General features: G+C 72.7%; 21 protein-coding genes and 1 pseudogene. 14 read left to right on the top strand and 8 right to left on the bottom strand.

The features are described from left to right. The first annotated feature begins 45 nt into the window (after positions 1-45). Positions 46-1,305, top strand: coding sequence for a DUF6777 domain-containing protein (locus AC1VWI_RS02360; RefSeq protein ID WP_499509205.1), 1,260 nt, complete (start codon positions 46-48; stop codon positions 1,303-1,305). 171 nt (positions 1,306-1,476) lie between these two features. Here AC1VWI_RS02360 and AC1VWI_RS02355 read toward each other — a convergent pair whose 3' ends face one another. The 3 genes from AC1VWI_RS02355 to AC1VWI_RS02345 form a co-directional block, all read right to left on the bottom strand. Further along, entirely contained in the window at positions 1,477-2,460 is a 984-nt protein-coding gene (locus AC1VWI_RS02355; protein ID WP_499509204.1) for an IS481 family transposase, read from the bottom strand. 135 nt (positions 2,461-2,595) lie between these two features. Then, entirely contained in the window at positions 2,596-4,176 is a 1,581-nt protein-coding gene (locus AC1VWI_RS02350) for a multicopper oxidase family protein (protein WP_499509203.1), read from the bottom strand. A gap of 159 nt (positions 4,177-4,335) precedes the next feature. Continuing rightward, a complete protein-coding gene (locus AC1VWI_RS02345; protein ID WP_499509202.1) occupies positions 4,336-4,617 on the bottom strand; it encodes a DUF3040 domain-containing protein in 282 nt (93 codons plus the stop codon). Positions 4,618-4,881: 264 nt separating this feature from the next. Between AC1VWI_RS02345 and AC1VWI_RS02340 the strand changes: the two genes are divergently transcribed. The 3 genes from AC1VWI_RS02340 to AC1VWI_RS02330 all read left to right on the top strand — a co-directional run bounded on the left by AC1VWI_RS02340 (position 4,882) and on the right by AC1VWI_RS02330 (position 8,799). Beyond that, positions 4,882-5,838 (top strand): HAMP domain-containing sensor histidine kinase, encoded by a 957-nt coding sequence (locus AC1VWI_RS02340; RefSeq protein ID WP_499509201.1) that lies wholly within the window; start codon positions 4,882-4,884, stop codon positions 5,836-5,838. Further along, the gene (locus tag AC1VWI_RS02335) at positions 5,835-6,494 is read left to right on the top strand and encodes a response regulator (RefSeq protein WP_499509200.1); all 660 of its coding nucleotides are present in this window, start codon (positions 5,835-5,837) and stop codon (positions 6,492-6,494) included. The genes AC1VWI_RS02340 and AC1VWI_RS02335 overlap by 4 nt, the downstream gene beginning before the upstream one ends. Positions 6,495-6,729: 235 nt before the next feature. Then, entirely contained in the window at positions 6,730-8,799 is a 2,070-nt protein-coding gene (locus AC1VWI_RS02330) for a SpoIIE family protein phosphatase (RefSeq protein WP_499509199.1), read from the top strand. A gap of 19 nt (positions 8,800-8,818) precedes the next feature. Here AC1VWI_RS02330 and AC1VWI_RS02325 read toward each other — a convergent pair whose 3' ends face one another. Continuing rightward, the gene (locus AC1VWI_RS02325; RefSeq protein WP_499509198.1) at positions 8,819-9,043 is read right to left on the bottom strand and encodes a hypothetical protein; all 225 of its coding nucleotides are present in this window, start codon (positions 9,041-9,043) and stop codon (positions 8,819-8,821) included. A gap of 65 nt (positions 9,044-9,108) precedes the next feature. On the opposite strand from AC1VWI_RS02325, the pseudogene AC1VWI_RS02320 reads away from it, so the two are divergent. The 3 genes and pseudogenes from AC1VWI_RS02320 to AC1VWI_RS02310 form a co-directional block, all read left to right on the top strand. Further along, positions 9,109-9,501, top strand: a pseudogene (locus tag AC1VWI_RS02320) (GNAT family N-acetyltransferase); the annotation flags it as partial. 101 nt (positions 9,502-9,602) lie between these two features. Further along, positions 9,603-10,187 (top strand): hypothetical protein, encoded by a 585-nt coding sequence (locus AC1VWI_RS02315; protein WP_499509197.1) that lies wholly within the window; start codon positions 9,603-9,605, stop codon positions 10,185-10,187. A 73-nt stretch (positions 10,188-10,260) separates the two neighbouring features. After that, entirely contained in the window at positions 10,261-10,788 is a 528-nt protein-coding gene (locus tag AC1VWI_RS02310) for a GNAT family N-acetyltransferase (protein ID WP_499509196.1), read from the top strand. A 96-nt stretch (positions 10,789-10,884) separates the two neighbouring features. Here AC1VWI_RS02310 and AC1VWI_RS02305 read toward each other — a convergent pair whose 3' ends face one another. Then, positions 10,885-12,246, bottom strand: a complete 1,362-nt coding sequence (locus AC1VWI_RS02305) for a glycoside hydrolase family 16 protein (RefSeq protein WP_499516697.1) — start codon at positions 12,244-12,246, stop codon at positions 10,885-10,887. 635 nt (positions 12,247-12,881) lie between these two features. Between AC1VWI_RS02305 and AC1VWI_RS02300 the strand changes: the two genes are divergently transcribed. From AC1VWI_RS02300 to AC1VWI_RS02290, 3 genes are all read left to right on the top strand, one after another. Further along, positions 12,882-13,037: a DUF6131 family protein gene (locus AC1VWI_RS02300; protein WP_499509195.1), complete on the top strand. Its 156-nt coding sequence runs from the start codon at positions 12,882-12,884 to the stop codon at positions 13,035-13,037. Positions 13,038-13,199: 162 nt separating this feature from the next. Further along, positions 13,200-14,405, top strand: coding sequence for a cytochrome P450 (locus AC1VWI_RS02295; protein WP_499509194.1), 1,206 nt, complete (start codon positions 13,200-13,202; stop codon positions 14,403-14,405). A 345-nt stretch (positions 14,406-14,750) separates the two neighbouring features. Continuing rightward, positions 14,751-15,857, top strand: a complete 1,107-nt coding sequence (locus AC1VWI_RS02290) for a type III polyketide synthase (protein ID WP_499509193.1) — start codon at positions 14,751-14,753, stop codon at positions 15,855-15,857. A gap of 184 nt (positions 15,858-16,041) precedes the next feature. Here AC1VWI_RS02290 and AC1VWI_RS02285 read toward each other — a convergent pair whose 3' ends face one another. Next, entirely contained in the window at positions 16,042-16,950 is a 909-nt protein-coding gene (locus AC1VWI_RS02285; protein WP_499509192.1) for an alpha/beta fold hydrolase, read from the bottom strand. 225 nt (positions 16,951-17,175) lie between these two features. Here AC1VWI_RS02285 and AC1VWI_RS02280 point away from each other — a divergent pair, with 225 nt between their 5' ends. After that, positions 17,176-17,748, top strand: a complete 573-nt coding sequence (locus tag AC1VWI_RS02280) for an Rv1733c family protein (protein ID WP_499509191.1) — start codon at positions 17,176-17,178, stop codon at positions 17,746-17,748. A 75-nt stretch (positions 17,749-17,823) separates the two neighbouring features. Then, positions 17,824-18,711 carry a universal stress protein gene (locus AC1VWI_RS02275; protein WP_499509190.1) on the top strand — a complete coding sequence of 296 codons (888 nt, stop codon included), beginning with the start codon at positions 17,824-17,826 and terminating at the stop codon, positions 18,709-18,711. Between the two features lie 163 nt (positions 18,712-18,874). Here the strand turns inward: AC1VWI_RS02275 and AC1VWI_RS02270 are convergent, their stop codons facing one another. Continuing rightward, entirely contained in the window at positions 18,875-19,534 is a 660-nt protein-coding gene (locus tag AC1VWI_RS02270) for a helix-turn-helix domain-containing protein (protein ID WP_499509189.1), read from the bottom strand. 321 nt (positions 19,535-19,855) lie between these two features. On the opposite strand from AC1VWI_RS02270, the gene AC1VWI_RS02265 reads away from it, so the two are divergent. Next, on the top strand, positions 19,856-20,782 hold the full coding sequence (locus tag AC1VWI_RS02265) for a universal stress protein (RefSeq protein WP_499509188.1): 927 nt from the start codon (positions 19,856-19,858) through the stop codon (positions 20,780-20,782). A 34-nt stretch (positions 20,783-20,816) separates the two neighbouring features. On the opposite strand, the gene AC1VWI_RS02260 is transcribed toward AC1VWI_RS02265, so the two are convergent. After that, positions 20,817-21,722 carry an oxidoreductase gene (locus AC1VWI_RS02260; protein WP_499509187.1) on the bottom strand — a complete coding sequence of 302 codons (906 nt, stop codon included), beginning with the start codon at positions 21,720-21,722 and terminating at the stop codon, positions 20,817-20,819. Positions 21,723-22,175: 453 nt separating this feature from the next. On the opposite strand from AC1VWI_RS02260, the gene AC1VWI_RS02255 reads away from it, so the two are divergent. Further along, the gene (locus AC1VWI_RS02255; RefSeq protein ID WP_499509186.1) at positions 22,176-24,773 is read left to right on the top strand and encodes a glycoside hydrolase family 127 protein; all 2,598 of its coding nucleotides are present in this window, start codon (positions 22,176-22,178) and stop codon (positions 24,771-24,773) included. Positions 24,774-24,793 lie beyond the last annotated feature (20 nt).

Below are 24,793 nucleotides of genomic sequence, written 5' to 3'. Positions count from 1 at the left end.
GCGTCCGGCCGGGGTGCCGGCCCGGGACGAGTGGAGGAAAGCCCTGTGAGCGTTCTACCGCCCTCGCTCGCCCGCCCCGAGGGCCCGCCCTCGGGCCCGCTGTCCGGACCGGACGGGACCGACGAGGCGAGGTCGCCCGGCCAGGACCGGGACTCGCCCGGACGGCGGCGCCGGACGCCGACGGTCGTCGTGGGCGGACCGCCCCCGCCACCGGGTGGACCACCGGACGACGGCGGCGGAGGCGGCGGAGGCGGCGGAGGGGGCGGCGGACACGAACGGCCCTGGTGGCGCTCGGTGCCCAAGGTGGCCGCGATCACCGCGGCCGTGGTGGCGGCGGTGGCAGTGGCCGTGGTGTTCACCCGGCCCGGCGGCGTCTCGGGCGGGAAGCAGGGCGAGCTGTTCCTGCAGACGGCGGGCAGCGCGGGACCGAACCCGTTCACGGGGTCGACGGCCGAGGAGACCGCCGCGCCCTCGGCGACACCTGCACTGCCGACCCCCTCGACGACGGGGGGCACCGTACGGCAGGTCTACAGAGGCGGCATGCCCGGTCTGTACGGCGGCACGCGCGACGCCGCCAGCTGCGACGTGGAGAAGCAGATCACCGCCCTGTCGTCGGACCCGTCGAAGAGCAGGGCGTTCGCCTCGGTGCTGGGCCTCGCCCCCGCGGGCGTCCCGGCGTACCTGCGCGGCCTGACCCCGCTTCAGCTCCGCGCGGACACGCGGGTCACCAACCACGGCTACCGCGATCGCAGGCCCACCGCCTTCCAGTCGGTGCTGCAGGCCGGGACCGCGGTCCTGGTGGACGACCGGGGGATGCCCCGGGTGCGCTGCGCCTGCGGCAACCCGCTGACCGGGCCGGTCGAGCAGAAGGACGGTGCCAGGACCGTCGGCCGGGCGTGGCCCGGTTACCAGCCGTCGAGGACGGTGGTGGTGGCTCCGGCGACCGAGCCGGTGAAGGAGTTCGTGGTCCGCGACCCGGGCACCGGCGAGTGGTTCACCCGCGACAGCGGCGACGGCAAGGCCTCCGGCGACGAGCGGACCACGCCCCCGCAGAACGCGCCGTCCGGCGGCCCGTCCGGGTCGCCGCAGGACGGCTCACCGGCCGCCCCGGAGGAGGGCGGCGGTTCGACGGGCCCCTCCGCACCGACGGGGGAACAGGGCGGGACCGCCCCGCAGTCCCCGCCGCCCGGCACGGGCCCCGCTCCGCAGAGCCCGGTCCCCGGCACCCCCGGGCCGCCGGGAGGGGAGAGCCCCCCGCCCGGCGGCACCGCCCCCGGACAGCCGTCCGGCCCGGCCGCGTCCTAGGCCGTGTCGTCAAAGTCCCGCCTGCCCAGCGGCGCCTGGCACGGCACCTCGCTGCGTTGTCGAATCGTCCGAGTAGCCCACTACGAGGACGACTCTCCGCCTTGCGATGCACCGCACCAGACGCCGCTGGGCCCGCCCTCCGGGCGGCCGGCGCTCCTTTGACGACACGGCCTAGGTGTATTGACCCGCAGCGTTGTTGACGCGGCTGATTGGGGGCTTGCCTCCGAGTGCGGTGTGGCAGCGATGGTGGTTGTAGGTGTGGAGGAAGTCTGCCAGGGCTTTGGTGCGCTCTGCGTTTGAGGTGTAGGGCCGTAGGTAGGCCCATTCTTCGAGCAGGGTGCGGTTGAAGCGTTCGACCTTGCCGTTCGTCTGTGGCCGGTAGGGCCGGGTGCGTTTGTGGGTGATTCCGGCCGCGACGAGGGTGTCTCGCCAGGCCTTGGATTTGTAGCAGGAGCCGTTGTCGGTCAGGACACGCTCGACGGTGATCCCGTGGGCGGTGAAGAAGACTTGCGCCCGTTGCCAGAAGGCGATGGCGGTGTCCTTGCGCTCGTCGGGCAGGACCTCGCTGTAGGCCAGGCGGGAGTGGTCGTCGATGGCGGAATGGATGTAGCTGTAGCCGATCACCGGCGTGCAGTTCTGCCGCTGGGTGGTGGTGGCTTGCCGGTTTCGGTCTCCCGCGGCCCTGCCCACGGTGCGCCAGCCGCCTCCGTCTGGGATGTTGCCCAGTTTCTTGATGTCGACATGGACCAGCTCGCCCGGCTGGGCCCGTTCATAGCGGCGGATCGGCTCGCCGGTGGGTCGGTCGATCCAGGCCAGCCGGTGCAGGCCGTGCCGGGTCAGGATCCGGTGAACTGTCGAGGCCGGCATCCCGAGGATCGGCCCGATCCGTGCCGGGCCGAGCTTACGAGTGGTCCGCAGGTGACAGACCCGGGCCTCCATGGCGGCCGGTGTGCGGTGGGGGACGGTGTGTGGCCTGCTCGTACGGTCGTGCAGGCCGGCGTCGCCCTCGGCCCGCCAGCGGCGGACCCACTTGTGCGCCGTGGCGCGCGAGATGCCCATCTCCGCCGCGACATGAGCGACCGGGCGACCCGCGCAGACACGCTCGACCAGTAGCCGCCTGCCGTGCACGGTCAGGCGGGCATTACGGTGGGACACGAAGACCTCCGGTGCGGTGCAGTCCTAGACAGCTCCACCACACCGGAGGTCTTCGCCGTGATCAAGACCCAGCAGGTGTCAACAACGCTCGTGGTCAATACACCTAGGACACCGCCGGGCCGGGGCCGCCGTGCCTCAGTGCGTGGTGAAGTCGGCCATCATCGCCATGTCCTCGTGCTCGAGGTTGTGACAGTGGATCATGAACTTGCCTGCGTAGTCGGTGAAGCGGACCGCCACCTCGACGGTCTCGCCCGGGCCCGTCGCCACCGTGTCCTTCCAGCCCGCGTCGAACGCGCCCGGCTTCTTGCCGTTGCGGGACAGCACGCGGAAGGCGTCCAGGTGCACGTGCACCGAATGGAAGAACACCGAGGTGAACTTCCAGATCTCGATCGTGCCGAGCTTCACGTCGGCCAGCGAGCGGCCGGGCTTGTACGGCAGGCCGTTGATCGTCCAGCCGTCGCGCGAGTGCCGGAAGGCGAAGGTCCGGTGCGCCACGGCCTTGCGGGGGTCGAGGATGGTGGCGGGGCGGCGTGACAGCCGCTTGGGGATGTGGGTGTCGTCGTGCGGCTTCCGGGACGACGGTGAGACGTCGAAACGCATGACCTGTGCGGTGCTGCCGCTGCCGAACCGGTTGACCAGGCGCACCTTGGTGCCGGGCCGGTAACGGGCGAAGTCCACGATGACGTCGAAGCGTTCGGCAGGGGCCATGCGCAGGCTGTCGTGGGCCAGCGGGCTGCCCAGCAGTCCGCCGTCGCTGCCGATCTGCAGCAGGCCCTTGCCGCCCGGCGGCGGGGGGTCCAGCTCCAGGCGGAAGTCCCGGACGTTGCAGCCGTTGAGGAACCGCAGCCGGTAGCGCTGCCGCCTGACCCGGTGCACGGGCCACGGGGCGCCGTTGACCAGGATGACGTCGCCCATCATGCCGAAGTGGTGCGCGTGCACGACACCGGGCTTGTGCATGCCGGAGTCGACCGCGGGGTACATCAGCGCCCCGTTCTCGGCGAACGCCCGGTCCGCGAGCAGCAGCGGGATGTCGCGGGAGCCGCGCGGCAGGTCGAGCCGGTCCTCCTCGTCGTCGGTCACGAGGTGGAACCCGGCCAGTCCGCGGTACACCGCCGGGCCCGTGTAACCCATGCGGTGGTCGTGGTACCAGAGCGTCGCCGCGCGCTGCAGCATCGGATACGTGTAGCTGCGCTGGCCGTGGCTGAGCTGGCCGGCGGAGCCGTGCATCTCCGGCATGCCCTCCATCGCGTCGGCGTACGACATGCTGCTGCCGACGGGCATCGTCAGGTCGATCGGGTAGCCGTCGCTGTCGGAGGGCGTGTGGCCGCCGTGCAGGTGGACCACGGTCGGCTGGGGCAGTTCGTTGCGGTGCGTGACGACCGTGCGGCGCCCCGAGCGGGAGACGACCGTGGGCCCGGGGAAGAGGCCGTCGTACGTCCAGCAGCTGGTGCGCAGTCCCGGGAGGATCTCCAGTTTCGCCGCGCGCTGGGTCATCTGGTAGTAGTCGGTCGTCGCGGTCCGCAACATGGGCTCGAGGACCGGCGGGACCGGCAGGGGTACCTGGTACGGGCGCGGGAGCCGAACCTTGCTCCGCAGGACCCCGCCCGGTGGTACATCGGCGAGCGGTGCGCCCGCCCAGGCCCTGCTCGTCGCGCCCGCCCCGACGACGGCCGCCCCCGCGGCGAGAAAGCGGCGCCTGCCGATGCCTTCGATCACGTAGGGCTCCAAAATGTGACGATTTGCGCAATTTATTGGTCGGCGTCACAATAGCCCGCCGGAGCCGCGCGCGACGGCGCCACACGCGGGCCCCGCGAACAACCTTCGGAGCCGCCCGCCACCCGTCCGGCCCCCGATCCGCTCGGCTCCGCGCCCGGATCACGCCCGCCTGCGGCCCCGTCCCACGGTGTCGTGGCGGGGGTCCAGGACACCCGCGGCGATTCCGGCCAGGACCAGTCCGGCCGCCATCAGCAGCCCCTGCGGGAGCACGATCCCCACGAGGATCCAGGCGAGCGCCACCGCCAGCAGGAACCAGCCCAGCCGCCGCCGGTACTCGCGCGGCGCGCACGGGCGCCCGGTGCGCAACCCCTCGGCGAAGCGGGGGTCGGTGCGCCGGGTCTCGGCCTCGATGTCCTCGATGGCCTTGTGTCGGTACGGCATGGTGTCCTCCTCCCGGAGCCGGGTGGGCCCTGTCCCCTCCACCGTCGCCCGCGCCCGCCCGCGGAACCATCGGGGCCGGCACCCAATCCCGGGGCGCGGAAATGGGTGCCGGCCCCGATGGCGGCGGCCCCCCGGCCCGGCGCAGGCTGGAAGCGGGACCCGGGTACCCACCACCCACGGCACGATGAGCGCGGCCGGGCACGCGCAGGACGTCACGGCGATGGCGGCGGACAGTGGAGGAAAGCCCCCGAGGAAGGCGGGACCATGTCGCTGTACTGGCGGATCTTCCTGCTGAACGGCGCGGTGCTGGTCGTCGCCACGGTGCTCCTGCTCGGCCCCGTCACGGTCTCCACCCCCGTGCTGCTGGGCGAAGCGCTGGTGCTGGGCGTGGGACTGGTCGCCATGCTCGTCGCCAACGCCCTGCTGCTCCGGGTCGGGCTCGCACCGCTGCAGCGCCTGAGCCGGGCGATGAACTCCGCCGACCTGCTCCGTCCCGGGGGCCGCCCCGCCGTCACCGGATCGGGGGAGATGGCCGCCCTGATCACGACCTTCAACACCATGCTCGACCGCCTGGAGTCCGAGCGCGCCACCACCAGCGCCCGCGTGCTGTCCGCCCAGGAGGACGAACGGCAGCGCATCGCCCAGGAACTCCACGACGAGGTCGGCCAGACCCTCACCGCCGTCGTGCTGCAACTGGGACACAGCGCCGACCTGGCCCCCGATCCCCTCAAGGACGACCTGCGGCAGGTGCAGGAGACCACCCGCGCCGGACTCGACGAGATCCGCCGCATCGCGCGCCGCCTGCGCCCCGGCGTCCTGGAGGAACTCGGTCTGCACAGTGCCCTGCGCGCCCTGGCCGGCGAGTTCACCGCCCCCGGGCTCACGGTCGTGGACCGCTTCGGCCCCGCGCTCCCCGCGTTCGACCACGAGACCGAGCTGGTGCTCTACCGGGTCGCCCAGGAGGCGGTCACCAACGCGGCCCGCCACTCCGGCGCGGACCGGGTGGAGATCCACCTGGGCGCCGTCCCCGGAGGCGGGGCCGAGCTCCTGGTCAGGGACAACGGCAAAGGCATCGGCGAGGTCCCCGAGGGCGCCGGGATGCGCGGCATGCGCGAACGCGCCCTGCTCATCGGCGCCCGCCTGGCCGTCGGTGCCGCCCCCGGCGGCGGCACCGACGTCCGCCTCGACGTACCCGCTCCGGTGGCGGACGGCCCGCGATGACCGCCCCGCCGCCCACCCGGATCCTCCTCGCCGACGACCACGCGCTGGTGCGGCGGGGCGTCCGGCTGATCCTCGACGGCGAACCCGACCTGACCGTCGTCGCCGAGGCCGGCGACGGCGCCGAGGCCGTCGCCAAGGCCCGCGGGGAGCAGGTCGACCTGGCCGTCCTGGACATCGCGATGCCCCGCATGACCGGCCTGCAGGCCGCGCGGGAACTGAGCAGGCTCCGCCCCGACCTGCGCATCCTCATCCTGACCATGTACGACAACGAGCAGTACTTCTTCGAGGCGCTCAAAGCCGGGGCCAGCGGATACGTCCTGAAGTCCGTCGCCGACCGCGACCTGGTCGAGGCCTGCAGGGCCGCCGTGCGCGACGAGCCCTTCATCTACCCCGGCGCCGTCACCACCCTGATCCGCACCTACCTCGAACGTGCCCGCCAGGGCGAGCCCCTGCCCGCCCGCGCCATCACCGAACGCGAGGAGGAGATCCTCAAGCTCGTCGCCGAGGGCCACACGTCCCAGGAGATCGCCGGCCTGCTGTTCATCAGCGTCAAGACGGTCGAGCGCCACCGCGCCAACCTCCTGCAGAAGCTCGGCCTGCGCGACCGACTGGAACTCACGCGCTACGCGATCCGGGCCGGGCTCATCGAGCCCTGACCGCGACGGCGCTCAAGAGCTCGTCGACCTCGCACAGGAAGGCGTCCAGGTCCTCCGGGACGCGGCGCCCTCGGTGAGGATATGGCCGCCTCCCCGGGAGCGGGCCCGGGAAACCTGGGCGTCCGGGGGCCGCCGTAGGCATCCACGGGCAGGACTCACTCGCCGGAGCCGGGGTAGGCGGACGGACGGAAAGCGGAAGGGGTCGGCGAGGGGGCGGGCGAAGAGGGAGCCTGCGATGAGCGAAGCGCGGACACCGCTCGGGGCCGATCAGCTCGAGGCCAGGGCACTCGGCCCCAGCGGACTCATGGACCTCCTGGGAGTCGCCGCGGTGCTGCTCGAGTCGGACGGGCGCATCGACATGTGGAGCCCGCAGGCGGAACAACTGTTCGGCTACACCGCGGGCGAGGCCGTCGGCCGGTACGCCGCGCCGCTGCTCGTCCGGCCCGAGCACCGCGGCGACGCCATGAGGCTGTTCGCGGAGGTGCTGGAGACCGGCCGCAGCTGGTCGGGAGCGTTCCCCGTGCGCCACAAGGACGGCAGCACCCGGCTGGCGGAGTTCCGCAACGTCCGCCTCACGGACAGCCGCGGCCGCGTCTACGCCCTGGGGATCGCCACCGACCGGCCCGTACTGCAGCGCCTGGAACGCGGCCTGGCCCTCTCCCTCCAGCTGGTCTCCCAGTCCCCGATCGGGCTCGCCGTGCTCGACACCGACCTGCGCTACCTCTCCGTCAACCCCGCCCTCGCCGAGATGCACGGCCTCGCCGAGGGCGACCACATCGGGCGCCCCTTCCGCGAGGTGCTCCCCGGGGCCAGGTTCCGCATGGCGGAGGACGCGATCCGGCAGGTCCTGCGGACGGGCACACCGATCGTCGACCGGTACGTCGTCGGCCGTACGCCCGCGGACCCCGCCACCGACCGCGCCTGGTCGGTTTCGTACTTCCGGCTGGAGGACGGGAACGGGCACGTCCTGGGCATCGCCACCTCCGTGGTGGACGTCACCGACCGGCACCGTTCCGCCCAGGAGGCCGACCGCGCCCGGGCGCGCCTCGCCGTGATCGCCGACAGCTCCGCACGCATCGGCACGTCCCTGGACGTGGAGGACACCGCCCGGGAACTCGCCGACGTCGTCGTCCCCGAACTCGCCGACTTCGCCGCCGTCGACGTCCTCGACTCCGCGCTGCGCGACGACGGCGGCGGGCCCGGCCACGACCGTCCCCGCTTCCGCGCCCTCTCCTCCAAGTGCACCGAGGCCAGTGAGGCGGCCGGTGCCTTCGGCCGGCCCGGCCGCCTCGTCTCCTACGGCCCCGACCACCTGGCCGCCCGGTGCCTGGACACCGGCCGCCCCGGCCTGATCACCCACGCCGACGAGCGGAGCCTGGTGCGCATCGCCCGCGACCCCGACGCCGCCACGCTGCTGGCCCGGGCGGGCGTCCACACGGCCATGGCGGTACCGCTCATCGCCCGCGGCCGGATCCTCGGCGTCCTCGGCCTGGCCCGTGCCCGCACCCCGGAGCCCTTCGACGAGGACGACCAGACCCTCGCCTGCGAACTGGCCTCCCGCGCCGCCGTGTCCATCGACAACGCCCGCCTCCACCAGCAACTGCGCAGCACCGCCGAGACCCTGCAGCGCAGCCTCCTCCCGCGACTCCCGTCGGCCCACCCCCGCCTCGAACTCGCCGCCCGCTACTGCGCGGCGCAGGCCAGCAACGAGGTGGGCGGCGACTGGTACGACGTGATCCCCTTCGACGACGGCAGGGTCGCCCTCGTCATCGGCGACGTCATGGGCAGCGGCGTCCCCGCGGCGACCACCATGGGACGCCTGCGCACCGCGACCTCCACCCTCGCGGGCCTCGACCTCGACCCCGCCCAGGTCCTCGGCCACCTCGACCGGATCACCCACGGGCTTGACCCCTACATCGCGACCTGCGTCTACGCGGTCCACGACCCCGGTCGCGGAGTCTGCCACCTCGCCAACGCCGGCCACCTGCCCCCGGTCGTCGTCCGCGCCGGCAAGCGCCCGGAACTGCTCGAACTGCCCACCGGCACCCCCCTGGGCGTCGGCGGCGTACCCTTCGAGAGCACCACCGTCGACCTCGTCCCGGGCGACCGCCTCGTCCTCTACACCGACGGTCTGGTCGAGACCCGCGACCGCGCCATCGACGAGCGCCTCGACGACCTCCTCCGCCTCCTGGACGCCCCCGACGAACCGGTCGAGCAAACCTGCGACCGCCTCCTTGCCGCGCTGCGCCACCCCGCCGACCGCGACGACGTGGCCCTCCTCATCGCGCGCCCGAAGGATGCGTGACAGGCGCCTCGGTCAGCACCTACGCCGCGGCATGAACCAGCCGGACCGCGCCGACCGTCGTGCCGATCACGCCGAAGACCGCACCCGCGGCCCTCAGCACCACGGGAGCGAGGACGGCGCCGGCCCTCGGATGACGCGCCACACAGCGGTGAAGCCGGCCCGCCGCATCGCCCACGTTGAACGCCACCAACAGCAGGGCCACCCCCAACCCGAGGTCGTAGGCCGCCCTGAACCCAGCACTCATCGCGGATCCCCTCCTCCGGTTCGGCGGACGATCGGTCGGTCGCCGTGGAGCCGCCCACCCTAGCCATGACGGTGACGCCCCCGTTTCCCGGGGACTGGTCGCAGGAGGGATGCCGTGCCCATGACCGAGCACTGTTGTGGCACCATGACCACCTTCGTGAACTGGCACTGCGACCAGCACGCCGACGCGCGGTGGCGGCGGTGACGGTGTGGTCGGCCGGTCCGGGCAAGCCCGGGCTGCTCGAACCGATGGGCGTGGACCGGGAACACCGCGGCCACGGCCACGGCAAGGCGATCACCCTCGCCGCGGCCGCCGCACTCCAGGGGCTGGGCTCGTCGAGCGCGATCGTCTGCACCCCGAGCTCCAATGTCGCCGCCGTCGCCACCTACACGTCAGCCGGCTTCCGGCAACTCCCCGAGGTCCGGGACCGGCGCCGCGACGCCAGCCACACTTCGTGATCACGAGGATCCCGCGCCGTAGGTTGCCGGACTCCGGCAATGCGGCTGGATCTTCCGTCCTTGCATGATGGTGCCTTCCGGCGGAATCGGGGGAGGGTCCAGTGGAAGCAACCACGGCCGGCAGCGTGACCCGTGCACGCGTGGGGTCGGGACTGGCGGTGACGGTCTTTCTGCTGCCCTTCGGCGGCTACGGACTGGCCCGGTCGGGGGCGGTCCCTGAAGGCACACCGATCGTGCTCGGCCTGCTGTCGGTGATCGCCGGCTCCTTGCTCCTCCCCGCACTCTGCGAGGAACGGGCTCCGTTCCGCCACTCGTCGTCCCGCCTGACCGCGCGCACCCTGACCGGCGAAAGGTCCGTCGACCTCGACAGGATCAGCACGGTCCGGCTCCTGACGAACTTTTCGTACGGCAGGACATACCGCACCCTGATCGTGCGGGACACCCATGGTGTGCGCCTGGGAATCACGACCGAGAGGAGCCGCAAGAAGCTGCGCCGAGCGATCGAGAAGGCGGACGCGAACGCCGCACGGGGTGTCCCCGGGCCCCGGGTGAGCCGTGCGGCCCGGGCGCATCTGGGCCTTTCCCCGCGGCGAGGGCTCGTCGGCCACACGGTGGTCGCCTTTCTGCTTCTGACGGTGTCCCTGAACCTGTACATGGTTGTTCTGCTCCGCCTCGGCGGGCAGTGAGCCTTCCCCTGCAGCGGTTCAACTCCCCGGCTCGATGCCGCCTGCAAGCTCTCGCGGCGCTAATCTGGCCGCCATGTCGAGTCCCGTGCGTCTGCGTCCCATGGTCGAGCGCGACCTGGACCTGCTGGAACGTCTCTTCGAGGACCCGGACGAGGCGGCCGAGTCGGCCTTCTTCGGTCACCGCAACCCGGGGGCCCTTCGGCGGCAGTGGTCGGAGAAGGGCTTCCTCTCCCAGGAGGGCGGCCGGCTCGCCGTCGTCGGGAAGGACGACTGCTTCGTGGGTGAGGTGCAGTGGCACCAGGTCATGCTCGGCCCGGCTTCACCGTGCTGGAACATCGGCATCGCGCTGCTGGCGGCGGAGCGTGGCAAGGGATACGGCACGTGCGCCCAGCGTCAGCTGGCTGAGTACCTCTTCTCGCACACCAAGGTCAACCGGGTCGAGGCGAGCACCGACGTCGCCAACGTCGCGGAGCAACGGGCCCTGGAGTCGGCCGGTTTCACGCGCGAGGGTGTGCAGCGCGGGGCCTGCTTCCGTGCCGGAAAATGGCGCGACATGGTCGTGTACTCGGTTCTGCGATCCGAGGTCGTGCTCGCGGATTGAGGTGCGGCATGACTACCGGCACCCCCTGCCGCCCACGGTGTCCCCGGGCCGGGCCGGGCCGGAGCCGGAGGGGGACACCGCGGGCGGCGTTGGGGGTCAGGTGGTGCTGAAGGTGAACCAGTTGACGTTCACGAAGTCGGCCGGCTGGCCGCTGGTGAACGTCAGGTACACGTCGTGCTTGCCGGTGATGCCCGAGACGTTCGCGGGGATCGTCGTCCAGCTCTGCCAGCCGCCGGTGTTGGCAACGGAGAAGCTGCCGATCGGGGCGTTGCTCCGGCTGTCCAGCCGGACCTCGACCAGGCCGCTGACGCCGCCCGCGGCCCCGGAGGCAACCCGGGCCTTGAACTGCCGGGCCGTGGTCGTCCCGAAGTCGACGCCCGGGTAGAGCGCCCAGTCGCCGTTCGCGAGCGACGCGAGGTTCTGGCCGCCGCCGCTGTCCGTCGTCGTCTCGACGGTGGTGCCGGACTGCTGCGTGTACGACTCGGCCTGGAGGGTGCCGTAGGCGCTGCCCGTGCCCCCGGTCGGCGGGGGAGAGGTCGGGGGTTGCGTGCTGCCGCCACCGGAGCTGTAGACGGCGACGTAGTCGACCAGCATGGGTACGCCCGAGACCGTGGAGGCCGTCGGCGTCTTGTACCCCGCCACCGGGTCGGGGAAAGCCCCGCCCATCGCGACGTTCAGCAGGATGAAGTGGCCGTGGCCCGTGGCCGCGTTCCAGGTGGACGCGTCCATCTGGCTCGCGTTCACCGAGTGGAACTGGACCCCGTCGACGTACCAGCGCAGCTGCTGGGGGCTGACGCTGCGGTCCCACTCGAAGGCGAAGGTGTGGAAGTTGCCCTGGCAGGCGCTGCCGGGGCAGGCCCGGGTGGTGCCGAGGCCGCTCGTCTCGTTGCAGGGGCCGCCCGGGTTGGTGCCGCAGTGCAGGGTGCCCCAGACCTGGTTGACGCCGTTCACGTTCTCCATCAGGTCGAACTCGCCGATGGACGGCCAGTTCCAGTAGTTGCCCCGGTACGGCGCGCCCAGCGTCCAGAAGGCCGGCCAGTAGCCCGCCGCGGCCGCGCCGGTGACGTTCGGCATCTGGATGCGGGACTCGATGCGGAGCTTGCCCCCCGACGGGGGTTCGAAGTCGCTGCGGCGGGTCTCGACGCGCCCGGAGGTCCAGTTCCCCGCGGAGTCCCGGATCGGGGTGATACGCAGGTTGCCCGAGCCGTCCTGGCGGAGGTTGGCGGTGTTGGAGGTGTAGGTCTGCACCTCGCCGGTGCCCCAGTTGGCTGCGCCGCCGGGGTAGCTGGTGCCGGTGTCGATGATCCAGTTGTCGCCGGACGGGAGGGTGTTGGCGGCCCCGCTGAAGTCGTCGCTCCAGACGGTGGTCCAGCCGGAAGGTGCCGGCGGGACGGCGGCCCTGGCCGAGCCGAGCAGGCCCAGGCAGAGCGCGGTCACGGTGGCTGCAGCGGCCACCATCAGGGTGAGCGGTCTGGCGGCGTGGCGCCTGCCGGTGGTCGTACGCGCGGTCACGGGTGATGCCTCCTCGGGATCGGTGCCGGGGAAGGGTGCGGTTCCGGGTGGAGAGCGGCTGAGAGCGCTCTCATATGGCGGGAACACCTTCCCGCCAGGGCGAACCGCGGTCAATACATGGAACAAAAGAAGTCGCGCGCGGTTTCCTGCCTTCACTCCTTGGAGTCAGTGGCGTCGGCCGCGGGCGGCCCGGCTCGCGCTTCGGGCGGGAAATGACAGCCGAGGAGCGGGTGTTGAGGGCGGTTGGTGGTGCGGTCAGGGCGTCCTGCAGACCGTGTTCGCGCTGCTGAGAGCGCTCTCACCATGAGGGCGATGGTCCCGGCGGACACCACGCCGGCCGAATCCGGCGGTCATGAAACGCGAAGACCTGGGTAGCCGATCCGTGTACGAATGGGGGTGAATGCGATGCCGGCAGGTTCACGTCGGAGACGTGGACGGCAGGCGACGCCGACGGCCGGTCCCGGCTGAGCGAGGCCCGGCGTGACCGCGCACCGCGCGGTCACCGCCCCGGGGCTCGTACCCCCGGTGCCACCGGCCCGGCACAGGGCAACGGCGACCAGGGCCGCGCAAGGGAGTACAAAATGATCATCCTCGGTATCATCCTGCTCATCATCGGATTCCTCGCCGGAATCTCCATCCTGTGGACCCTGGGAGCCATCCTCGTGGTCATCGGCCTCGTGCTCTGGGTCCTGGGTGCCATGGGACACGCCGTCGCGGGGCGCCGCCACTACTACTGACGGCCGGTGAGCCCGAGCACGTGCCGCGCCCTGTGTCCCCGAGGGCGCGGCACCCTCATGGGCACGGGTCGCCCGGATGGGCTGCCTGCAGTGGTCACCTGCGCGCGCGGGGGATTGGTTGTGATATGTCCCCCCGACGCCCAGGTGCACTGGAGTATTCGCATGGAATCCGGTTCCTCCGCGCACAACTGCCCCTTCGACTTCGCCGAAGCCCTCGAGTTCGACCCGCAGCTGAAGCAGTTCATGGAGAACGAGCAGATCTCCCGCATCAAGCTGCCGCACGGCGAGGGTGAGGCCTGGCTCGTCACGCGGTACGAGGACGTGCGGACGGTGACGACCGACCGGCGTTTCAGCCGCGCCGCCGTCGTCGGCAAGGACTTCCCCCGCATGACGCCCGAGCCGATCGTCCAGGACGAGGCCATCAACGTGATGGACCCGCCGGACAGCAGCCGGCTGCGTTCGCTGGTCTCCAAGGGCTTCACGCCCCGGAACGTCGAGCACATGCGCCCCAGCATCGAGCGGGTCGTCGCCGAACTGCTCGACGGTATGGAGGAGAGCGGCTCCCCGGCCGACCTCGTGGAGCACCTGGCGGCGCCGCTCCCGCTGGCCGCCATCTGCGAGGTGCTCGACATCCCCGACGAGGACAGCTGGGAGCTGCGCGGCCACGCCCGCACCATGATGGACTTCAGCCCCGACAACCGGGACAACGCCGTCCACTCCAAGGCCTACCTGCGGGAGTACTTCACCAAGCTCACCGCCGAACGGCGCGCCCGCCCGGGCGACGACCTGGTCAGTGTGCTGGCCACCGCCCGTGACGGGGACGAGATCCTCAACGACAAGGAACTCGCCGTCATGGCCATGGTCCTGCTCATCACGGGCCAGGACACCACGTCGAACGAGATCGGCAACATCGCCTACACCCTGCTCACCCGCCCGCGCGAGCTGGCCATGCTGCGCGAGCAGCCGGACCGCATCCCGCAGGCCATCGAGGAGATGCTGCGGTACATCCCGTTCCGCAAGGGCGTCGGCATCCCGCGGATCGCCGTCGAAGACGTGGAGATGGGCGGCGTGCTGATCCGGGCCGGCGACGTCGTCCACGTCTCGTACCTGACCGCGAACCGCGACCCGGAGAAGTTCGACCGCCCCGACGAGCTGGACCTGGACCGCACCGGCACGCCCCACATGACCTTCGGCTGGGGCGGTCACCACTGCCTCGGCGCGCCGCTGGCGACCATGGAGCTCCAGGTGGCCTTCAGGGAGCTGCTGCGCCGCTTCCCGGACCTGAGGCTGGCCAAGCCCGCCGACGAGGTGCGCTGGAGCGCCACGTCGATCTGGCGCTACCCGGTGGCCCTGCACGTCGCCTGGTGACCTGTCCGCTGCGACCTCCCGCTCCGGCCTCCGTTCCGGCCCGTTCTCCCTCGTGACGGCGGGTGCGGGCCGCTCCGACATGCGGAATCCGCCCAAGTGACGTACGTTTTCCTGGTGGACGCAAATCTGAACAGGCCGTGAATCCACTTCGACAGCAGCCGGTCCCCCCTTGTGAACCGTCTTTTGCCGGGACCTCGTGAACGTCAGGCCTTCTGTGGGCGCGCACATGAATGCGCTCGTACCCCCTACCGCATTTTCGTGACAGGTACGGGCCTGCTCCGGAAATCCCGGAGCAGCGCGCCACATGGACCATAGCCCGCCGAGGGGCAGGAAATGGAGCCACGCATGGCTGTTCTGTGCAAGCCGGTGATCTCGGTTCCCGACAACGTTATCACCTGCGAACAAACGCTTGAGCTGGCACGACGGCTGCACAAGGACCACCCGCAACTCGGCCTGACCCTCAGGCTCATTGAGAACACGGGCGTTCAGAAGCGGCACCTGATCCAGCCGATCGAAGAGGTGCTCAAACATCCGGGTTTCGACGTACGCAGCCAGATCTACGAGGCGGAGTCGAAGGCGCGGGTACCGGCCGTCATACGACAAGCTCTGGACCAGGCCGAGTTGGAGCCCGACGAGATCGACATCATCGTGTACGTCTCGTGCACCGGCTTCATGATGCCGTCGCTGACGGCGTGGCTCATCAACAAGATGGGATTCCGCCACGACACCCGCCAGCTGCCGATCGCGCAGCTCGGTTGTGCGGCGGGAGGCGCGGCCATCAACCGCGCCCACGACTTCTGCACGGCGTACCCGGAGGCCAACGCCCTCATCGTGGCATGCGAGTTCTGCTCGCTGTGCTACCAGCCCACGGACCTCAGCGTCGGAACGCTGCTGTCCAACGGGCTGTTCGGCGACGGCATCGCCGCCGCCGTCGTGCGGGGCAGCGGCGGCACCGGGATGCGGCTGGAGCGCAACGCCTCCTACCTCATCCCGAACACCGAGGAGTGGATCTCCTACGCGGTGCGCCAGACGGGCTTCCACTTCCAGCTCGACAAGCGCGTACCCGGCACCATGGAGCCCCTGGCACCGGTGCTGCGCCAGGTCGCGGAGGACCACGCGTGGAACGCCGCCAAGCTGGACTACTACATCATCCATGCCGGCGGCCCCCGCATCCTGGACGACCTCTGCCGCTTCCTCGGGGTCCCGCCGGAGTCGTTCCGCTTCAGCCGGGCCACGCTGACCGAGTACGGCAACATCGCGAGCGCCGTCGTCCTCGACGCCCTGTACCGGATGTTCGAGGAGGGCTCCGCCCTCGACGGGCACCGTGGACTGCTGGCGGGCTTCGGCCCGGGCATCACCGCGGAGATGGTCCTGGGGACCTGGGTCACCAACGGGCTCGACGCCACGATGACGCCCCAGCACTCCTACGGGGAGTACGACGTCATCACCTGAGGCCGCGGCCCCGGTGACGGCCGGGGCCGGCGGTGGCCGGGACGCCATGGCGTCCCCCCATCCGCCGACCCGGCCCCACCGTCCGGGTGAGGCCCGTTCAGCCTTGCGACGCGACGGCCGCGCGGCCGTCGCGTCGCGCCCGTTTCTCCGGGCCCGTCACGCGGAGCCTGTCACGCGGAGCCCGTCACGCGGGGACCGCCCGCTCGCGGGCGGTCACGAAGCCCACCACGGCCTCCGCGAAGCGGCCGGGCTCCTCGATGTGGCCGAAGTGCCCGCTGTTCTCCAGGACCAGCAGCTCCGATTGGGGGATCAGTTCGTGCAGTTCACCGGCCCAGCGCATCCCGCAGACCACGTCGTACCGGCCCACCACGACCAGCGCCGGCACCGTGAGGGCCCCCAACCGCCCGCGGTCGTCGACGACATCGGGGACGAGGTCCTCGCCCAGCCCCGAGATGTGCGTGCCCGACACCGCGGCGCTCAGCGGCGCGAACTCCTCCTCCCGGCCCCAGTAATCCGCGAAGTAGGCGGGCAGCAGCCCCTTGAGGACCGCCGTCATACCCGCGTCGTCGGAGATGGCGGACACCTTCTGGAAGGCTTCCAGGACCTCCGGCAGACCGGGGTGACCGGCGTGCCGGGCGGCGAACTCCTCCACCATGCGCATCGCCTCGGCGCCGTGCTCGGGGCCGGTGACCGGCGCGCTGTCGTACAGGACGATCCCGGCGACACGCGCGGGCCGGTGCAGCGCGTGGTGCTGGACGACGAAGCCGCCGTGCGAGTGCCCCAGGAGGTGCACGCGAGGGGCTCCCAGGTGGTCGACGAGCGCGTCCAGGAACCGGCTGTAGCGCTCACGGGTGTAGCCGTGCGGGTGCGAGGGGAGACGGCCCGAGCCGCCGGTGCCGACCGGCTCCGGGTAGACGACCGTCAGGTGCCGTTCGACCTCGGGCATGCGCAGGTACTCCCAGAACACGCCCGGCCCGCCGGAGTGCGCGATGCACACCGGTCCGGTGCCGTGGACGTGGTAGCGCTGGGCCACCCCGTCCACCTCGAAGGTGTGGGTGCCGGGGGACAGGGGGTCGGTCAGGGGGCTGGGCATCGGTGCTCCGTATCCGGGAGGTGTCGAGGACACCGACAGGACGCGGGGCGGCGCGGGAAGTTCGATCGCCGGCGAGTGACGGTCGTCACAACCCGGCGGCGGCCCGGCCGCGTGTGCGCGCAGGGGCCGGTCGGCCCCGTCCTGCGGCGGAAATGATCCGTGTGGCCCCTGCTGCGGCAGTGCCGGCGCGTGCGACGGTCGTCGGACAGGGAAGGGAGCACGGCCATGAGCGGCAGGGCGGTGTTCTGGCGCTGGCGCCGCAATCCGCTGCGGCGACGGTCCGATGTCCTGGAGGCCTGGACGGGCGTGGCGGCGGCCCTGCTGATCGCCGCCGGGGCCCCGGCGGCCGGGGCGGCCACGGCGGCCGCGGTGGAGCAGTCCGAACTGCGGCGGAGCCAGGGCACCCACCTGGCGACGGCCGTCCTGACCGAGGACGCCGCGAAGGCCGTGGAGAACCCGTACACCGGCTCCATCGGAAAGGTCCTCACCACCGTCCGGTGGACCGCGTCCGACGGCTCCGCCCGAACCGGTCAGGCCCGCGTCGAACCGGGCAGCCCGGCGGGTTCCACCACGTCCGTCTGGCTGGACGCGGACGGCCGGCTGCAGCAGAACCGGCTCACCCCCGCGCAGGCCGAGGCCCAGGGCGTCGTCTTCGGCTCGGTCGCCGCCGCGGGCGCCTGCGCGCTGGTCCTCGCCGGGCGCTGGGTCGTCCGCCTGCGGATCGACCGCGGGCGCGCCGCGGCCTGGGGCCGCGAGTGGGAGGAAAGCGGCCCCTCATGGGGCCACCGCAGGGCCTGATCCCCGACGGCCCCCTTGACCGGCGCCGGGGGGAAGCCGGGGACGGGCGACGGGCAGGGTGGACGAGGAGGCGCGGTGAGCGGTCTGGTGGTCGTAGGAGCGGACGGCTCGGCCTCGAGCCTTGCCGCGGTGGAGACGGCGGCCCGGGAGGCCGCATGGCGCGGCGCCGGACTGCGGGTGGTGCACGCCTTCCTGTGGCCGGCCCTGCACGTGCCGCTGGGCCCCCCGGCCCTGGGCCCGTCCGAGGGCGGCCTGCGGAACGCCGCGCAGCGCGTGGTGGCGGAGGCCGTGGAACGCGCCGGGCGCGCGGCACCGGACGTGGACGTCACCCATGCCGTGGTGACCGGGGAACCCCTCACCGTGCTGGAGGCCCAGTCGCGCGCCGCGGAACTGGTCGTCGTGGGGTCCCGCGGCATGGGCGGCTTCGTCGGCCTGATGCTGGGCTCGACGGCGGTGCACCTCGCCGCGCACGGCCAGTGCCCGGTCCTGGTGGTCCGGGAGCAGCCGGCCGCCGGCGGTCCGGTCCTGCTGGGCGTCGACGGTTCCCCGGCCGGCGCGGACGCCGTCGACTTCGCCTTCGCCGAGGCCGCGTTGCGCGGCGCCGAACTCCTCGCCCTGCACGCGTGGACCCCGTGGCACACGCCCGTACCGCCGCCTCAGGACCCGGCGATGCCCTACGCGAGCGAGCCGGGGGAACTCGCCCGCACCGAGGAACGCCTGGTGGCCGAGACGATCACGGGACGGCGGGAGCGCTACCCCGGGGTCGCGGTCCGCACGAAAACGGTGCGAGGCGCGACCCGCGAGACCCTCATCGAGGAGAGCCGGACCGCGCAGCTGCTCGTCGTCGGCGCACGCGGACGCGGCGGCTTCTCCGGGCTGGTGCTCGGCTCCGTCAGCCAGGCGGTCCTGCACCACGCGCACTGCCCGGTCGCCGTGGTGCGCGGTTCCGCCACCGGACGGTGAGGGCGGTGCGCGCGCTCCATGTTGTGGCGCCCGGGGTGCCTTTGCCGGGACGGCCTGGCCGCCCGCACCGGGCGCGCTGCCCTGCGCCCGGCCGCGTAGCGCTGCACGTGCGTTCCGCGGGCGGTGGCCGGGGTGCGCGGGCGGTCGGCGGTGAGGAACGTCCTCAGCCGACCAGGATGCGGCGTCCGGTCACGCTTGCCGGGACGACGCGGATCCACAGGTCGCGGTCGCCGCCCGCCCAGGGGCCGGCGTACTCGCGCTCCGCCAGCCGGCGCACGGCCCCCGGGTCGGTGACGGTGGAGGCGACACCGCGGACGAGCACGCTCCAGCCCTGGCTGAGGGCCTCGTCGACCTGGTCGACCTCGAAGGCGCACCTGGTGTCCGCGGCCGCGGCGGGCGTGGCCCCGGGATGGGTGCGGAAGGCGATCACGCCCTCGCTGACCGTGTAGTTGACCGGCAGGATCGCCAGCCCGTCGGGCGTGTCCAGCCCGATCCTGCCGACCCCGTGCGTGGACAGCAACGCCCAGCACTCCCCGGGGCCGAGTTCCACCAGGGACGCCCGGCCCGCCGCGCGTCCCCGGCCGGGCGGCAGCTCCGCCTCGCCGCCGCTCAGCGCGGACACGCTCGTCCCCAGCGCCGTGGCCAGCCCGTGCAGGGTGGAGCTGCCCGGCGCCGCGGTCGGCTCCTGCTCCACGTACCGCAGATAGCCCGGGGCGATGCCGGCGCGTTTCGCCGTCTCCTCCAGGGACAGGCCCAGTTCCTCGCGGCGGCTCGCGATCCGGCGCCCGATGTCCCCGGCGGCGGCCGCGTCCTGCTGCGTCATGACCGGTCACGTCCTTCCGTACGTCGCGGATGCGTCCCCTCCAGGGTCCCGCGGCCGGCGCGGCGGTGCCGCCGGGACGGCGTCCGGGCCGGACCGGCGGCACAGGTGCGGCCGCCACCCCCCGCCACCGCGCCGGTGCACGCCCCGTACGCTTGATCACAGCGGTGGCCTGCTCCCACTGTCCCGGGCGGCGCATGCCGTCGCCCATGGGCCGGTCGGCCCCCGTACGGGCCCGGCGGGCCCCTGCCGGAGGCCCGTCGCCGGCGGGAAGCTGGGGGCGAACAGCCCCCGCCCTTCGTCCCGTTCGCCAGGAGGCACGTCATGTCCCGTACGGTCACCGCCGGTCTCGACGGATCGCCCGAGAGCCGGGCCGCCGCGGACTGGGCCGCCCGCGAGGCACTGCGCCGCGGACTGCCCCTCAGGCTCGTGCACGTCCACGACTGGCAGCCGTACACCTCCGCCTACGCCCCGCTGGCCGGGGCGGTGGCCGCGGTGGACCCCGACGCCCAGCGGCAGTGGGCCGAGTCCGTGCCGCGCGACGCCGCGGACGAACTCGCCGGGCGTCACCCGGACCTGGAGATCTCCGCCGGGGTCGTGAGCGGGCAGCCCGCGGCGGCACTCGCGGCCGCCGCCGAGGAGTCGGAGCTGCTGGTGCTCGGCTCCCGGGGCCTCGGCGCGCTCGCCGGTTTCCTCGTCGGCTCCGTGGCCTCCGCGACCGTCGCGCAGGCGGTCCGCCCGGTCGTCCTCGTACGGGCCGGTGAGACGGGCGAGGACGAGCACCGCCCTGACCTCGACGGCCTGGTCTCGGAGTACACGCCCTTCCGTGACGTGGTGCTCGGCATCGACCTGGCCCGTCCCCACGACGATCTGCTGGCCTTCGCCTTCGAGGCCGCCGTGCTGCGCGGGACGGGCCTGCGCGTCGTCCACGGCTGGAACCTGCCGGGTTCCTACGGCTACAACCCCGCGGCGATCGCCCTGGACCTGGAGCACGAGCTGACCGACGCCCAGGCGAAGGCGCTCACCCAGGCGCTGGCGCCGTGGCGGGCCAAGTACCCCGCCGTCGAGGTCGTCGAGCACTCCCTGGTCGGCGGGGCGGCGCACCATCTGGTCGAGGCGGCGGCCGACGCCTCACTGGTCGTCGTCGGCCGCCGTGTCCGGCACGCGGCCGCCGGCCTGCACGTCGGCCCGGTGACCCATGCGGTGCTGCACCACGCCAAGGCGCCCGTGGCGGTCGTCCCGCACGACTGACGGTCGCCGTCGCCACGCCCAAGGCCGTGCCGGTTCAGCGGGCGGGGCGGCCCACCGCGTCGATGAGCGCCGTCTCCTCGTCCGTCAGCCGCAGCGCGCCCGCCGCCAGGTTGTCGGCCAGGTGCTCCGGATCGCCGGTTCCCGGGATGGCGAGCACATGGTCGCCCTGTGCGAGCGTCCACGCAAGCCGCACCTGCGCGGGCGAGACACCATGGGCGGCCGCGACGGCGAGCACCGCGTCGCTCTCGGCGCCGCCGGCGCCGGGCCCCTGCTCGCGGCCCCCGCCGGCGATGGAGAAGAAGGGTACGAAGGCGATGCCCTGGGCACCGCACTCCCGCAGCAGGTCGTCGCTCTCGCGCGCGTCGACACCGTAGCGGTTCTGGACGCACACCACGGGGGCGATGGCCCGTGCCTCGGCCAGGTGCTCGGGGCGGACGTTGGAGAGTCCCAGGTGGCGGACGAGCCCGGCCTCGCGCAGCTCGGCCAGGGCGCCGAAGTGCTCGGCGACGGAAGTGCCGCCCATGAAGCGGAGGTTGACCAGGTCGAGGTGGTCGCGGCCGAGCTGCCGCAGGTTCTCCTCGACCTGGCCGCGCAGCTGGTCGGGGCGGGCGGCGGTGGCCCACTCGCCGGAGGCGTCCCGTGCGGGCCCCACCTTGGTGGCGATGACCAGGTCCTCCGGGTACGGCGCCAGGGCCGAGTTGATGAGCTCGTTGGCCGAACGCAGCCGTGAGAAGTAGAAGGCGGCGGTGTCGATGTGGTCGACGCCGAGTTCGACGGCGCGGCGCAGCACGCCGATCGCGCGGTCCCGGTCGCTGGGCGTGCCGAGGTGGAAGGCGGCGCTGCCGGTCAGCCGCATCGCGCCGAAGCCGATCCGGTTCACCTTCATGTCGCCGAGGAGCCAGGTGCCGACGGCGGCCGCGGAGATCCTGCCAGTGGTCATGGGTGACTGTTTCCTTTCGCCGGCCTGGAGTATCCCCCGGCGCTTTCCGTCGCCGGTGAGCGGCCGGGATGGCCACCGCACCCTCCACTACTTGAACGATTCAGTATGTGACGGGCAGGAAGATACGCGGCGGCGGCCACCGCGACAAGGCGCCAGGCGCCGGAAGCCGCCTTCCCACTCCCGGGGGACGGCTCGTCATCGCACTATCGTCCTTTGTGCAGGCATTTGTGACGGTCTGTCGGCGGTGCGGCCCGCACAGGCCATGGTTTGGGCTGCCGCTCTTGACGGTCTCCGCGGAGTCATCCTAGGTTGCCGCTGGCTCTAAAAACGATTCATTCGCTCTCAGGCCAGTGGCCGGGCATCGGGCTGCCCGGCAACCGCGTTCCACGGCCGCATGCCGCCGGACAACCGCCGACCGGTGGTACTCCTCCGCGCCCGGAAGGAGTTCCGAGAATGTCCGCACCACCCCCGTCCCAGCCGTCCCGCCGCAACGTGCTGACCGCCGGCGTCGCCGCGGCCGCGACCCTTGCGGCTGCCACGCAGGCCGTCCAGGCGACCCCGGCCGCCGCCGCGCCGAGCGCCCCCGAGCCGACGGGCGGCGTCCGGAGCGGGCCGGTGCCCGCGGCGCGTCCGAAGCTCGACCCGCTGCCGCTGTCCGCCGTGCGCCTGCTGGACAGCCCGTTCCTCGACAACATGCGGCGCACCTGCGCCTACCTGCGCTTCGTCGACGTCGACCGGCTCCTGCACACCTTCCGCCGCAACGTCGGGCTGCCCTCGTCCGCCGAGCCCTGCGGCGGCTGGGAGGCCCCGGACGTCCAGCTGCGTGGCCACACCACCGGGCACCTGCTGTCCGCGCTCGCCCAGGCCCACGCCAACACCAAGGACGAGACGTACGCCGACAAGGCCCGCGTCCTGGTCGCCGCGCTCGCCGAGTGCCAGGCGGCCGCGCCCGCCGCCGGGTTCCACGACGGCTACCTGTCGGCCTTCCCCGAGTCGGTCTTCGACAGCCTGGAGGCGGGCGGCAAGCCCTGGGCGCCGTACTACACCCTGCACAAGATCATGGCCGGGCTGCTCGACCAGTACACCCTCAGCGGCAACCGGCAGGGCATGACCGTGCTGCTGGGGATGGCCGCCTGGGCGGACGCGCGGACCGCGCCGCTGCCGTACGAGCGCATGCAGTCCGTGCTCAAGGTCGAGTTCGGCGGGATGAACGACGTCCTGACCCGCCTCCACCTCGTCAGCGGCGACCCGGCGCACCTGCGCACCGCCCGCCGCTTCGACCACGAGGAGCTCTACGCGCCGCTCGCCGCCGGACGCGACGAACTCGCCGGCCGTCACGCGAACACCGAGATCGCCAAGGTCGTCGGCGCGCCGTTCGGCTACGAGGCCACCGGGGAGCGCCGCTACCTCGACATCGCGCGCACCTTCTGGCGCACCGTCGTGGAGCACCACACGTACGCCATCGGCGGCAACTCCAACCTTGAGTTCTTCGGGCCCCCGGACGAGATCGTCAGCCGTCTGTCGGAGAACACCTGCGAGAACTGCAACAGCTACAACATGCTCAAGCTCGGCCGGCAGCTGTTCCTGCACGAGCCGTCCCGCACCGCCTACATGGACCACTACGAGTGGACCTTGTACAACCAGATGCTGGGCGAGCAGGACCCCGACTCCGAGCACGGCTTCGTCACGTACTACACCGGGCTGTGGGCCGGTTCCCACCGGCAGCCCAAGGGCGGGCTCGGCGCGGCGCCCGGCAGCTACAGCGGCGACTACGACAACTTCTCCTGCGACCACGGCACCGGTCTGGAGACCCACACCAAGTTCGCGGACAGCATCTACTTCCAGTCCCGCGACGCGCTCCACGTCAACCTCTTCATCCCCTCCGAGGCGGACTGGCGGCCCCACGGGGCGAAGGGCGGGGTGACGATCCGTCAGCACGCGGTCTCCGAGGACACCGTGCGGATCACCGTCGCCGAGGGCGGCGGCCGCTTCGCGCTCAAGGTCCGGATACCGGGCTGGCTGGCGGACGGCCGGGGGCAGGCCCGGGTACACGTGGCCGGACACCCCTACTCCGGCCACGTCGAGCCCGGCACCTACCTCACCCTCGACCGGCGCTGGCGGGCCGGGGACACCGTCGAACTCACCCTGCCCCGCGAACCCGTGTGGCGCCCCGCGCCCGACAACCCGCAGGTGCGCTCGGTGTCGTACGGTCCGCTCGTGCTGGCCGGCGCGTACGGCCCGACGGAACTGACCACGATCCCCGAGATCCGGCCGGAGTCCCTGCGGCCCGCGCGCGGCGGCGACGGCGCGTTCACCGCCGAGGCGGCCGGCGGCGCCGTCACCCTGAAGCCGTTCCACCAGGTCCACCACGAGAACTACACGGTCTACTGGGCGGTCGCCCCCCGCGCCGGCCGCGAGCGCGACGTCGCCCGCTACCCCCTCGACGAGGGCACCGGCACCAGCGCCGCCGACGCCACCCGGACCTTCGCCCCCGCGACGCTCACCGCGGGCGCCTCCTGGACCGCGCACGGGCCGGGCGGCCGGAGCGCCGTCGCCCTCGACGGCGCCGGTGGCCACGTCGCGCTGGCCCCCGCCCTGCCCGCCGGGCTGTCCGAACTGACCGTCAGCATGTGGGTACGGGTGGACGTCCTGGTCAACTCCGCGCGCGTCTTCGACCTCGGCTACCACAAGGACACCTATCTGTTCCTCACCCCGCGCACCGGCGCGGGACGCGCCCGGGCCGCCCTGAAGATCGCCGGCATGGAGGCCGAGGACGTCATCGACGCCGCCGCACCGCTGCCCACCGGCCGCTGGACCCACGTCGCGCTCACCCTCGGCGCCGGCGTCGGCATCCTCTACGTCGACGGCGCCGAAGCCGGCCGCAACGCGGCGATGGCCGCGAGCCCGCTGCTGCTCGGCACGACCACCCACAACTACCTCGGCCGCTCGCAGAACCCCACGCACCCCTACCTCACCGGTGCGGTCGCCGGCTTCCGACTGCACAACCGCGCCCTGGCGCCCGCCGACGTCGCCGCCCTCGCGACCCCCTGACACGACCGGCGCGAGCGCCA

It is taken from the genome of Streptomyces sp. TOM-9 (genome assembly GCF_056858595.1).
Note: the sequence above shows the minus strand (reverse complement) of the source record. Positions and strands in the feature narration are given on the sequence as shown.